The following is a 12,472-nucleotide window of genomic DNA, read 5'->3' as shown; positions in this document are numbered from 1 at the left end:
CAGGCCTCTCATTCCCCTCCCGCTTGCGGGAGGGGGCAGGGGCGGGCCGCACCAGTGTCAGACCGCGATGCTCTCAAGCCACGGCGCGATCTCGGCCTTGGCGCGCTCTGTATAGGCCTCCTTGCGCTGCTTCTTCTTTACGTCGTGCAGCGGCGGGAACAGGCCGAAGTTGACGTTCATCGGCTGATAGGTCTCGGCCTCGGCATCGCCGGTGATGTGCGAGAGCAGGGCGCCCATCGCAGTTGTGCGCGGCGGGGCCTGCCATTCGCGGCCCGCGAGGTCAGCCGAGGCCATCAGGCCCGCCATCAGGCCGACCGCGGCGCTCTCTACATAGCCTTCGCAGCCGGTGATCTGCCCGGCAAAGCGCACATTCGGCGCGGTCTTCAGGCGCAGGGTGCGGTCCAGCAGCACCGGCGAATTGAGGAAGGTGTTGCGGTGCAGGCCGCCGAGACGCGCGAACTCGGCGTTCTCCAGCCCCGGGATCGTGCGGAACAGGCGCACTTGCTCGGCGTGCTTCAGCTTGGTCTGGAAGCCGACCATGTTCCAGATCGTTCCGAGGTTGTTGTCCTGCCGCAGCTGCACCACCGCATAGGCCCAGCGGCCGTTCGGGTGCTCCGGGGTCGCCCAGTGCGGGTTGTCGAGACCGACCGGCTTCATCGGGCCGAAGCGCAGGGTGTCGATGCCGCGCTCGGCCATGACTTCGATGGGCATGCAGCCGTCGAAGTAGGGGGTGTTTGCCTCCCACTCCTTGAACGCGGTCTTCTCGCCCGCGACTAGCCCCGCGTGGAATGCCAGGTACTGCTCCTTGGTCATCGGGCAGTTGATGTAGTCCTTGGTCTCGCCCTTGTCCCAGCGCGAGGCCATCCAGCACACGTCCATGTCGATGGTGTCGCGGTAGACGATGGGGGCGATGGCGTCGAAGAACGCGAGGCTGTCGGCGCCGGTCGCCTTGCCGATCGAGCCGGCCAGCGCCTCTGCGGTGAGGGGGCCTGTGGCGACGATCACTGGCGCATCGGCGGGCAGGGCGTCGATGCGTTCGCGCACGATCTCGACGTTGGGCAGCGCGGCAAGGCGCGCCTCGACTTCGGCGGAGAAGATCTCGCGGTCCACGGCCAGCGCCGATCCGGCGGGCACTTCAGCCTTGGCGGCGGCGCTCATGATGAGCGAATCGCATTGGCGCATCTCGTGGTGGAGCAGGCCGACGGCGTTCTTCTCGTGATCGTCCGAGCGGAACGAATTGGAGCAGACCAGTTCGGCGAGGCCGTCGCCCTGATGGGCCGGGCTGCGTTCCCCGGTCCCGCGCATTTCCGAGAGGCGCACCTTGAAGCCCCGGCGGCCGAGTTGCCATGCCGCTTCGCTTCCAGCGAGGCCGCCGCCGATGATGTGGATCTGATGGGTCATGCGGCAGCGCCTAGACCCTATCGCGGCGATGGAAAAGCCCTGCGGCATCTGTCATGGCATGGCGGTTATCGAAGGAGACCGCATGCCGCACCGCGCCCTGATCGAACGCCGTCCCTGGCTGCTGGCTAGCATCGTGCTTGCCGTCGCGTGGGTCTGGCTGCGCGGGAGCACCTTGCCGGGGCTTTACCTGATCGTGCTCAAGGGCGCGCCGCTGGCCTTGCTGGCGGTCTATGCGGTGCTGCGGCATCGGGGGAACGACACCCGCTCGCTGGCGGGGATGCTGGGACTGGAGGCGGTCGGCTCGGCGCTGTGGTACGACGTGCCGGTGATCGGGCTGAACGCGATGCTGATCGCCTTCCTGATCGGCCTGTCGCTGTTCCTGATGCACCGCCGTGCGGTGATGGACGGCGGGCGCAAGGTGGCGGCGCTGGTGCTGACGCTGGGCACGCCGCTGCTGTGCTTCTTCGCGGCGGACCGGGCAGGCGTGGGCGTGCCGCTGTTCCTCGGCCTTGCGCTGGGCGGCATGGCGGCATCGGCATGGATCAGCACCTTCCCGCGCTCGCGCGTCGGCCTTGGCGCGGCGCTGGTCGTGGCGGGCGTGGTGCTGGAAATCGCGGCGGCAGGCGGCAACGCGATTCTGGCGATGGTGGCCTGGCCGCTATTCTACATCGGTAATGTAGTGCTGGCGACAGGCGTGACCGGGGAACTGCGCATACGCGGTGAGGGTTTCTGAGCGGCGATCTCACTTTTACCTGTCATCCCAGCGAAGGCTGGGACCGCTGGCCGTGAACGGCCCAGCTATCGTCAGGGCTCACCAACCTAAGGGTATATATCCCACCCCCGTCATCCCCGCGAAGGCGGGGACCCAGCTGATGCCGGTTCAACAGGCGCTGTCAGCAGATGGGTTCCCGCCTTCGCGGGAATGACGGGGTGGGGGGGCTGCGTTGTGCGTGCAGCACATACGACTTTGCCCGCTGGCGAGTGCGGGCCATTACGCCGGGGAAATCAACGCATCCGAAGTGAACATCGGGTCGGCGTCGGGAGCGTCCTCACCGGGACGCGGGGGTTTGTGTTCCACCTGCTCTGGCGAGCGGCCGGGTAGCGGTGGTCAGCCCGGCTCGACCTGTATTCCATCGGAAAGTCCCATGTAGCCGTCGTTAGGGTTCGCGTCGTTATCGGCCGATGGTTGTCCGGCGGGGACATCCGGTGTCCTGACGTCTATCTCAGGAGCGGGCGGATGACGCTTTCCGGGAACTCAGGGACAGTCCGGGTCTTCGTTTGGGCGCGTGGTTTGCGTGATCACGGCTTGAAACCGCATCCCGGCCCACGACGCCGACCCGATACACCGAAGCAATGTGATCTGCACTGCTCCGGATGCTGGGTCATATAACCTATTTGGCGATAAGTGTCAAGGTGGCGTTCGAAAACCCGTCATCCCAGCGAAGGCTGGGACCGTTGGCCGTGACCGGCCGAGCTATCGCCAGGGCGTCTGAACGTTGGCGCACAGCAACAGGCCAGCGGTCCCAGCTTTCACTGGGATGACGATCAGTGTGGAAGCTGAAGCGTTCCGTCCGGACCGCGCTCGACCGGACCGTGCACGATCACCGCCGACAGCGGCAGGTCGGCGTAGATGTGCGGGAACAGCGCACCGCCGCGCGAAACTTCCCACTTCACCGTGTCGCCCAGCGCGGTCAGGTCCACGGCGGCGATGTGCAGATCGTCCTGTCCGGCGAAGTGCTTGTCCAGCGTGCCCTGCGCCTGATCGGCGGTGGACATGTGAATGTAACCGTCGGCCAGATCGACTGGCGCTCCGGCGAAGGTCCCGTCGGCGAGCAGCCGTGCAAGCTGCTCGCCGGTCAGGATTTTATATGCGACCGTATCCCTCACGCTTCGGCTTCCGGAGCCTCCGGCGCGGCCTCGTCGGCTACCGGGGTCTCGACTTCCGGTTCTTCGTCCAGCCGGACCGCGCTGACGACGTGCTCGTTCGCCGAGACGGTGAACAGGCGCACGCCCGCCGAGCCGCGACCGATCACGCGCAGCGAATGGAGCGGCAGACGGATCAACTTGGCCTGGTCGGTAACCAACATCAGCTGCTGGGCAAGGGTCGCCGGGAAGCTGGCGACTACCGGACCGTTGCGGCCGATGTTGTCGATATTGGTGATGCCCTGGCCGCCGCGACCGGTGCGGCGGTACTCGTAAGCCGAGGACAGCTTGCCGTAGCCGTTGGCACAGACCGTCAGGATGAACTGCTCGCGCTCTTCCAGTTCGGCCATGCGCTCTGCGGAGAGGGTGGATTCGCCCTCCTTGTCGCCCTTCCACGGGGCGAAGCGCAGATACTGCTCACGGTCTTCGGCATCGGTGCCGACGCGGTGGAGGATCGAGAGCGAGATGACCTCGTCGTCACCCTTCAGCGTCATGCCGCGCACGCCGGTGGACGTGCGGCTCGTGAATTCGCGCACGTCGTCGCCGGGGAAGCGGATCGCTTTGCCCTGGCGGGTGGCGAGCAGCACGTCGTCGCTGGCTTCCAGCAATGCCACGCCGATCAGGCGATCGTCGCTGCCTTCGTCGAAGCGCATCGCGAACTTGCCGTTGCTGGGGATGTTCGCAAAGGAATCCATGGAGTTGCGGCGCACGTTGCCCTTGGCGGTGGCGAACACCACCGACAGCGCGCTCCACTCCGTCTCATCCTCGGGCAGGGCGAGCACGGTCTGGATCGTCTCGTCCTTGTCGAGCGCCGGCAGCAGGTTGACGATCGGGCGTCCGCGCGTGGTCGGGCCGCCTTCGGGCAGCTTGTAGACCTTGAGGCGGTAGACCTTGCCTGCCGTCGAGAAGAACAGCACCGGGTTGTGGGTGGAAGTGACGAACATCGTCGTCACCGCATCCTCGTCCTTGGTGGCCATGCCGGCGCGGCCCTTGCCGCCGCGGTTCTGGGCGCGGAAGGCGGAGAGGGCGGTGCGCTTGATATAGCCGTCCATGGTCACCGTGACGACCATGTCCTCGCGCTCGATGAGGTCCTCGTCGTCGATCCCGTCGAAGGCGGCGGTGATCTCGGACAGGCGCGGGGTGGCGTAGGCGTCGCGCACGGCCTGCAGTTCCTCGCGCATGACGGCGTAGAGCTTCACGCGGTCGGCGAGGATGGCGAGGAATTCCTCGATGGCGATCGCGAGCTGCTTGAGTTCGTCGCCGATCTCGTCGCGGCCGAGCGCCGTCAGGCGGTGCAGGCGCAGATCGAGGATCGCCTTCACTTGCACTTCGGACAGGCGGTAGATGCCGTCGGCGGCCTCGGCCTCGGGCTCGATCGCCTCGACCAGGCGGATGTACTGCGCGATGTCGCCGATCGGCCATTCCTTGGCGAGCAGCTTGGCGCGGGCGTCGGCCGGATTGGAGGCGCCGCGGATGATCTTCACCACCTCGTCCATGTTGGACACGGCGACGACGAGGCCGAGCAAGATGTGCGCCCGGTCGCGCGCCTTGTTCAGTTCGAACTTGGTGCGGCGGGTGATGACCTGCTCGCGGAACTGGATGAACGCCTGCAGGATGTCGCGCAGGGCCATGATCTCGGGGCGGCCGCCGCGGATCGCCAGCATGTTCGCGGCGAAGTTCGACTGTGCCGGGGTGCTGCGCCACAGCTGGTTGAGCACGACTTCCGGCGAGGCATCGCGCTTGAGGTCGATGACCACGCGCACGCCTTCGCGGTTGGATTCGTCGCGGATGTCGGAGACGCCCTCGATCCGCTTGTCCTTGGCGGCCTCGGCGATCTTCTCGACCAGATTGGACTTGCCGACCTGGTAGGGGATCGAGGTGAGGACGATCGAGCGCGAATCCTTGCGGCTGCCGCGCCCTTCCTCGACGTGGCTGCGGCAGCGCTGGATGATCGAGCCGCGCCCGGTGGTGGCGGCGAGCCGGGCGCCGTGCTGGCCCAGGATCAGCGGGGCGGTGGGGAAGTCAGGGCCAGGGATGATCTGGAACAGTTCCTCCGAGGTGATACCCGGATTGTCCATCATCGCGAAGCAGCCGTCGATCACTTCGCCCAGGTTGTGCGGCGGGATGTTGGTCGCCATGCCGACCGCGATGCCGCCGGCGCCATTGACGAGGATGTTCGGGAAGCGCGCCGGAAGCACCGTCGGCTCCTGACGCGAACCGTCGTAGTTGTCCGCGAAGTCGACGGTGTCCTTGTCGAGATCGTCGAGCAGCGAGTTGGCCACGCGGGCAAGGCGCGCTTCGGTATAGCGCATCGAGGCCGGCGGATCGGGGTCCATCGAGCCGAAGTTGCCCTGACCGTCGATCAGCGGCACGCGCATCGACCAGTCCTGCGTCATGCGCGCAAGGGCGTCGTAGATCGCGCTGTCGCCGTGTGGGTGGTAGTTGCCCATCACGTCGCCGACGATCTTGGCCGACTTGCGATAAGGACGCCCGGCGACGAAGCCGCCTTCCTGCGAGGCATAGAGGATGCGGCGGTGCACCGGCTTCAGGCCGTCGCGCACGTCGGGCAGCGCGCGGCTGACGATCACGCTCATCGCGTAGTCGAGGTAGCTCGTCTTCATCTCGTCGACGATGTCGATGCGGGTGAATTCGCCCTCGGGGCCTACGGGCTGGATATCGTTGGTGTCGTCGCTCACGCGGGTTGGATCGCTTTTGCTACGGAAGAAGAATGATGGACCGCACTAGGACATGCGCCAGGGGAAAGCCACCGGAACCGGTGGCGGCGAGGGGCGATGCGTGCCGTTTTCCACATATAAGGAACGCACGCGCGCGGGGAACCTGAACGGCTGCGACGAATTGCATTCAATGCGCGTTCAGTGGCTAAAAGCTAATTCGCTCGCATGGTTGCCAAGGGCCGAATTCCCGGCCAAACCGGCGACCGCCTTATTTTCATCCCGTTTCGGCGGGATTTCGTTTGTCCTTGAGAGGAGTAGCCTTGATGGCTCGCAAGTTCCTTGTTTCCCGTGTCGCTCTTGCCGCCCTCCTGTCGAGCGGTATGGCGCTGACGGTCGCCACCCCCGCGATGGCCGCGAAGAAGGAGAAGGAAGCCGCAGGCGGCAAGTTCTCCCCCGAGTTCGTGAAGGTCGCCCAGCCGCTGCAGAAGGCCATGGAAGCCGCGATCGCTGCTCTCGGCGGCCAGCAGACCCCCGACGCGATGGCCAAGGCCAAGGCCGCCTTCGACGCCGCCGTCGGCGGTGACGGCAAGGCCGCGTTCCAGGCCGCCGTGCCGGCCGCAACCACGCCCGACGACAAGAACGCACTCGGCTCGATGATGCGCAACTTCGGCATCATCTCGCAGGATCTCGCCACCAAGCAGGAAGGCAACAAGATGTTGCTCTCCAGCGGCAAGCTGCCCGCCGAGGAAGTCGGCAAGACCAACTACGATGCCGGCATCACCGCCTACCAGCTCAAGGACTACGCCAGCGCGGCGACGTACCTGAAGGCGGCCAAGGACGGCGGCTTCGTCGATTCGTCGGGCCAGCTCGATGCGGTCCTCGCCGATGCCTACAAGCGCAACAACAACCCCGAGGCCGCCCTGCAGATGGCCAAGGACGATGTTGCCGCCGCGCAGGCCAAGGGCCAGGCGCCTTCGGAAACCGCGCTGCGCTCGGTCCTCCAGCAGACCTACACCGCCAAGCAGCTCGCTCCGTCGACCGAATACGCGGCGATGCTCGGCCAGTATTACCCGGGCACCTGGAACACCGCGATCTCGGTGGTCCGCCAGTTGGCCTCGCTGCCGCGCGACCAGAACCTCGACCTGATGCGCCTGATGTTCCTCACCGGTTCGATGAACGACAAGCGCGACTACTTCGAATACCTCGAGAACGCCGATCCGCGCGCGTTCCCGGGCGAAGCGAGCAAGGTCATGGCCGACGGTATCGCCAAGGGCAAGCTGACCGCCGGAGACGTGCCGGACAAGGCCAACACCGACGGCCGCGTCGCGGCGGACAAGGCTTCGCTGCCCGCCACCGAGCGTGATGCCAGCAAGCCGGGTGCGACGGCTGCCAGCGTCGTCGGCGCGGCGGACGTGTTCCTGAGCTACGACCAGCCGGCCAAGGCCGAGACGTTCTATGCCAAGGCCGCGTCGATGCCGGGCGTCGATGCCAACAAGGTCGCGCTGCGTCTCGGCATGTCGCAGGCTCTGCAGGGCAAGTACGCCGATGCGGAAGCCAACTTCGCCAAGGTCACCGGCACTCGCGCGCCGGTTGCCAAGCTGTGGTCGGCTTATGCCAAGAGCAAGGCTTCGCCTGCTCCGGCAGCGGCTCCTGCAGCGAACTGAGCTTTCGGTTCAGACTGAAACGGGAAGGGCGCCGGGTTTCCGGCGCCCTTTTTCGTGTGTCGATCCAGATCGGCCTGGCGCCAGACCCCCCGCTGCGACTAACTTCGCCTTCGGCTCAGCAAGTCTCGCTGCCCCTCCCGCAAGCGGGCGGGGAAAACCTAGCCGGACGGGGTGGGCCGCTATCCCCTCACTCCACCGGTGCGAATTCCCCGCTGGTCTCGTCCAGCAGATGCAGCACTCCGTCGGAAATCGCGAAGAACGCGCCGCGCAGCGTCAGTTCACCCTTGCCGACCTTGCTCTGCACGCAGGGGAAAGTCATCAGGTTGTCGAGGCTGACCTTGACCGCCGCCTGCTCCATCGCGCGCTCGGCGGTGCGCCCTGTGGTGCCATGCTCGTGCGCGACCGGCACGCGGGCCTCGTCCAGCATCGAGATCCAGTCGGCCACGAAACCACCGTGTCCGATCTCCGCGTCCTTGAGGTCCTGCGTCAACGCCGCCTTGCAGCCGCCGCACAGGCCGTGGCCCATCACGACCACTTCCTTGACCTTGAGCACCTGCACCGCGAATTCCAGCGCGGCCGAGACGCCGTGGTGGCCGGGCGTCGTCTCGAACGGCGGCACCAGCGCGGCGACGTTGCGCACCACGAAGATCGTGCCGGGATCGACGTCGAAGATCTGGCTGGGGTCGACGCGGCTGTCGGAGCAGGCGATGACCATGACTTCGGGCGACTGGCCCTGGCCCAGTTCGTCCCAGCGCGCGCGGTTGGCGCTCCAGCCGGTGCCGCGGAAACGGCGATAACCCTCGATCAGATGGTTCAGCACGCGGTCGTTGGATTCGGGGCTCTGATTAGTCATGGGGGTGGGCTCCGTTGCTGTTTTTCGAACTGATGGTTCGCCATACGCCGGATATTCGGGCTGGCAAGGTTGCGTGCATATGACTATCTGGACGGCATGAACGATCTCTCCTCCGTACCGGTTCCGGAAGAAGCCCCCGCCCGTCAGCGCAAGCCCGACTGGATTCGCGTCAAGGCGCCGACCAGCAAGGGCTACGGCGAGACGCGCCAGCTGATGCGCGACCTCAAGCTCAACACCGTGTGCGAGGAAGCGGCCTGCCCGAACATCGGCGAGTGCTGGACGAAGAAGCACGCGACGGTGATGATTCTCGGCGACACCTGCACCCGCGCCTGCGCGTTCTGCAACGTCAAGACCGGCATGCCCGGCCGCGTCGATGCGGCGGAGCCGGACAACGTCGCCGAGATGGTGCTGAAGACCGGCCTCGAGCACATCGTCGTCACCTCTGTAGACCGTGACGATCTTCCGGACGGCGGTGCAAGCCAGTTCGTCAAGGTGATCCAGGCGGTCCGCGCGGCCTCGCCCGCGACCACGATCGAAATCCTGACGCCCGACTTCCGCAACAAGATGCAGCGCGCGGTCGAGTCGATCGTCCAGGCGCGCCCGGACGTCTACAACCACAACCTCGAGACGGTGCCCCGCCTCTACCCGACCATCCGCCCCGGCGCGCGCTACTACGCCTCGCTGCGGCTGCTGGAAGAGGTGAAGCGCCACGATCCGTCGATCTTCACCAAGTCGGGCGTGATGCTCGGGCTGGGTGAGGAGCGTCTGGAAATCCATCAGGTGATGGACGACATGCGCTGCGCCGACATCGACTTCCTGACTATGGGTCAGTACCTGCGCCCGACGCCCAAGCATGCCGAGGTGAAGGAATTCGTCACCCCGCAGGCGTTCAACGCCTACGGTGCGATCGCGCGGGCCAAGGGCTTCCTGCAGGTGGCGTCCTCGCCGCTGACGCGTTCGAGCTATCATGCCGGCGATGACTTCGCCCAGATGAAGGCCGCGCGCGACGCCAAGCTGGCCAAGATGCAGCCCGTGACGGCGACCTCCGGGGCCTGAACTCATGCCCGGCATTCATGAGACCAAGCGCCTGCCTTACAGCGCGGAGCAGATGTACGACCTCGTCGCCGACGTCGGCCGCTATCAGGAATTCCTGCCCTGGGTCGTCGCGACGCGGGTGAAGTCCGACGACGGCCGCGAGATGATCGCGGACATGCTGGTCGGCTTCAAGGCTCTGCGCGAAAAGTTCACCTCGCGCGTCGAGAAGGAGCGCCCGCGCGTCATCAAGGTCCACTACGTCGATGGCCCCATGCGCGATCTCGACAACGTCTGGACCTTCCATCCGGTCGACGAGACTTCGTGCGACCTTGAGTTCGACGTGAAGTTCACCTTCCGCAACCCGCTGTTCGAGAAACTGGCGGGGCAGTATTTCGACAAAGCGTTCCGCAAGATGGTCGCCGCCTTCGAAACCCGTGCGGCGGAACTCTACGGTGTCGCGCAGGCGGGGTGAACCGTCGGCATCCCGGACTTGTTTCGGGACCGCTGGCCGTGAACGACCCGGCTCTCGCTGAAGCGCCCTGACGCGAGTTTCAGCCTGAAGACCGCCGGTGCCGGATCAAGTCCGGGACGACGGGTGACTTACGGCAGCAGCAGTTCCAACGCCACGATCGCTGCCTGGTGGCGGATTTCCGCCCGGGTCGTGCCGTCCAACAGTTTCTGTTCGGCGTTGACCTCTTCCTCGCCGCGCCGGGCGCAGGCGAAGACCACGGTGCCGACCGGCTTCATCTCGCTGCCGCCATCCGGCCCGGCGATGCCGCTGATCGCGACCGCGACGTCCGCCCGGCTCTTGCCGATCGCGCCCTGAGCCATGGCCCAGGCCGTCGCGGGAGAGACCGCGCCGAACGAATCGATGATGTCGGAGTGGACCCCCAGCATCTCCATCTTGGCCTCGTTCGAATAGGTAACGAAACCGCGATCAAGCACCGCCGAGGAGCCCGGGATCTCGGTCAGCGCCGCGCAGACGAGGCCGCCGGTGCAGCTTTCGGCCACCGAAACCATGCGGCCGAGTGCCTTGTTCTCCTCGATCACCCTTTGGGCGAGCGCATAGAGGTCTTCCGGGAAGAAGGGATTCGCGGCCATCGTCAGTCCTTGCAAAGCGTCACTTTGCCGAGCTTGGGATCGGCGCTGCCGGCCACATCCATGCTCAGCGCGATCAGTCCGGCGGTGTTCTCGGGCGGGAGGGGCGAGAGCAGGTCGATCGCGAGGTCGAGCTGCTTGCAGGACTTGGGCGCGATCCGCTGCGAGACGAAGCCCTCCACGAAAACGTCGGCCATCTGGCGCAGCGTGTCGTCGGGAAGGCCGGTCATCATGTTCGCGGACCCGCCGCCGCCCTGCGTATTGAGGGCCTTCAACAACGCGGGCTTGGCCTTGGGCCAGTAGCGGTCCTTCTGCGCGGCGTAGCGGGCGGCGAGGCCCGGTCCCTTGGTGCGCAGGAACGCATCGGCCGGCAGGGAGGGGGCGCAGCGCTTCGCGGTGCCGTTGATCGCCTGCGGCAGGGAATAGGCGATCAGCGAGGTCGCCTCGGCCTTGCTGATGCACATCGGCTCGGCCGCCATCGCAGCGCAGGGCGTCATGGCAAGCGCCAGGGCAAGGGTTCGCGGGCCAAGGATTGAAGACAGTCCACGCATGCAGGAAGTTCCTTTGCGCCCCAACAGTTATACCAGACCCAGACTGACCACCGCCTGCGCCGCGATCCCCTCGCGCCGCCCGGTGAAGCCGAGCTTCTCGGTCGTCGTTGCCTTCACGCTGATCGCGGCGATGTCAACGCCGAGTATGTCCGCAAGCCGTTCGCGCATGGCCTCGCGATGCGGTCCGATCTTGGGCGCTTCGCAGATGATGGTGACGTCGGCGTTGGCGAGGGCGTAGCCCTCATCGGCCACCAGTTTGCCCGCGTGGGCGAGGAAGCGGTCCGAAGCGGCGCCTTTCCACTGAGGGTCGCTGGGCGGAAAGTGCTGGCCGATGTCCCCTGCGCCGATCGCGCCGAGCATCGCATCAACGAGCGCGTGGATCGCCACATCGGCGTCGCTGTGGCCAGAGAGCCCATGCGTGTGCGCGATCCGCACGCCGCAGAGCCACAGTTCCTCGCCTTCCTCAAGGCGATGGACGTCGTAACCACTGCCGACGCGCACCAGCGGCTTCGAAGCTCCGAAATCGGCGGCGTAGGTGAGTTTGTGCAAGGTTTCGTCCCCTTCGACGAGTGCCACGTCCATGCCCCATGCCTGCGCGACTTGCGCATCGTCTCCGGCATTGGTGGGGCCGTCCCAGTCCCGGTGTGCGGCGAGCACTTCGGCGAAGTGGAAGGCCTGGGGCGTCTGGACCCGACGCAAGTCCTCGCGCCGGGCAGGGGCGCCCATGAGATCGCCCGCCGCATGAGTCAGGCTGTCGGCCACGGGCAGGACCGGTATCGCGCCTTTGTATGCGTCGAGAGCGATCAGCAGGCGTTCGATCACTTCGGCGGGCAGCAGCGGGCGGGCCGCGTCGTGGATCAGGACGCGGTCGGGCTCGGCGCCTGCAAGAACTTCCAGCCCGAGACGCACCGATTCCTGCCGCGTCGCGCCGCCCGTGGTGAACTGCACGCCCGCAATTCCCGCCAGTGCTTCACGGGCGACGGCTTGCGCGCCATCGGGAATGACCACTAGAATCGGCGCGCATCCCGCTGCCGCCAGCGCCTCGACCGAGTGTCGCACGACCGGCTTGCCGCGCCAGCGCGCGAACTGTTTCGGCACCGGCTGACCGGCGCGCAGGCCCTTGCCTGCGGCCACGACGAGCGCGGCAGTACGAATGCCAGTGCGATCACGGGGCGAATTCTGCGGCTCTGAGACGATTTGCGACATTGCCGATGCCGGTAATCGCTTGCCGCATTGAGGGCAATCCACTATGCGCTGCCTGTTTTTTAGGCA

11 protein-coding genes are annotated in these 12,472 nt (G+C 66.3%); 4 read left to right on the top strand and 7 right to left on the bottom strand.

The window, feature by feature from the left end:
* Positions 1–57: 57 nt before the first annotated feature.
* Positions 58–1,401: a methylenetetrahydrofolate--tRNA-(uracil(54)-C(5))-methyltransferase (FADH(2)-oxidizing) TrmFO gene (gene trmFO / locus HWN72_RS07805; RefSeq protein ID WP_069707727.1), complete on the bottom strand. Its 1,344-nt coding sequence runs from the start codon at positions 1,399–1,401 to the stop codon at positions 58–60.
* A gap of 58 nt (positions 1,402–1,459) precedes the next feature.
* Between trmFO and HWN72_RS07800 the strand changes: the two genes are divergently transcribed.
* Entirely contained in the window at positions 1,460–2,134 is a 675-nt protein-coding gene (locus HWN72_RS07800) for a hypothetical protein (protein WP_248005870.1), read from the top strand.
* Between the two features lie 812 nt (positions 2,135–2,946).
* On the opposite strand, the gene HWN72_RS07795 is transcribed toward HWN72_RS07800, so the two are convergent.
* A complete protein-coding gene (locus HWN72_RS07795; protein WP_008832203.1) occupies positions 2,947–3,288 on the bottom strand; it encodes a DUF952 domain-containing protein in 342 nt (113 codons plus the stop codon).
* On the bottom strand, positions 3,285–6,020 hold the full coding sequence (gyrA, locus tag HWN72_RS07790) for a DNA gyrase subunit A (RefSeq protein WP_008832204.1): 2,736 nt from the start codon (positions 6,018–6,020) through the stop codon (positions 3,285–3,287). Before gyrA ends, HWN72_RS07795 begins: the two co-directional genes overlap by 4 nt.
* Before the next feature lie 302 nt (positions 6,021–6,322).
* On the opposite strand from gyrA, the gene HWN72_RS07785 reads away from it, so the two are divergent.
* Positions 6,323–7,663, top strand: a complete 1,341-nt coding sequence (locus HWN72_RS07785; protein WP_008832205.1) for a hypothetical protein — start codon at positions 6,323–6,325, stop codon at positions 7,661–7,663.
* A gap of 187 nt (positions 7,664–7,850) precedes the next feature.
* Here HWN72_RS07785 and HWN72_RS07780 read toward each other — a convergent pair whose 3' ends face one another.
* Entirely contained in the window at positions 7,851–8,516 is a 666-nt protein-coding gene (locus HWN72_RS07780) for a carbonic anhydrase (RefSeq protein ID WP_008828557.1), read from the bottom strand.
* Between the two features lie 96 nt (positions 8,517–8,612).
* On the opposite strand from HWN72_RS07780, the gene lipA reads away from it, so the two are divergent.
* Together lipA and HWN72_RS07770 are read left to right on the top strand one after the other, a co-directional pair.
* The gene (lipA, locus tag HWN72_RS07775) at positions 8,613–9,572 is read left to right on the top strand and encodes a lipoyl synthase (protein WP_036524940.1); all 960 of its coding nucleotides are present in this window, start codon (positions 8,613–8,615) and stop codon (positions 9,570–9,572) included.
* A 4-nt stretch (positions 9,573–9,576) separates the two neighbouring features.
* A complete protein-coding gene (locus HWN72_RS07770; RefSeq protein ID WP_008828555.1) occupies positions 9,577–10,023 on the top strand; it encodes a type II toxin-antitoxin system RatA family toxin in 447 nt (148 codons plus the stop codon).
* A gap of 128 nt (positions 10,024–10,151) precedes the next feature.
* Here the strand turns inward: HWN72_RS07770 and HWN72_RS07765 are convergent, their stop codons facing one another.
* From HWN72_RS07765 to HWN72_RS07755, 3 genes are read right to left on the bottom strand one after another with little or no spacing between them, the layout of a single operon-like run.
* On the bottom strand, positions 10,152–10,652 hold the full coding sequence (locus tag HWN72_RS07765) for a CinA family protein (protein ID WP_008828554.1): 501 nt from the start codon (positions 10,650–10,652) through the stop codon (positions 10,152–10,154).
* Between the two features lie 2 nt (positions 10,653–10,654).
* The gene (locus HWN72_RS07760) at positions 10,655–11,200 is read right to left on the bottom strand and encodes a hypothetical protein (RefSeq protein ID WP_008828553.1); all 546 of its coding nucleotides are present in this window, start codon (positions 11,198–11,200) and stop codon (positions 10,655–10,657) included.
* A gap of 27 nt (positions 11,201–11,227) precedes the next feature.
* Positions 11,228–12,406, bottom strand: a complete 1,179-nt coding sequence (locus tag HWN72_RS07755; protein WP_008828552.1) for a bifunctional 2-C-methyl-D-erythritol 4-phosphate cytidylyltransferase/2-C-methyl-D-erythritol 2,4-cyclodiphosphate synthase — start codon at positions 12,404–12,406, stop codon at positions 11,228–11,230.
* Positions 12,407–12,472 lie beyond the last annotated feature (66 nt).

This window comes from Novosphingobium sp. HR1a (assembly GCF_015594425.1).
Lineage (GTDB): Bacteria > Pseudomonadota > Alphaproteobacteria > Sphingomonadales > Sphingomonadaceae > Novosphingobium > Novosphingobium resinovorum_A.
The sequence above is the reverse complement of the archived record's forward strand: the minus strand, read 5'-3'. Positions and strand labels throughout refer to the sequence as shown.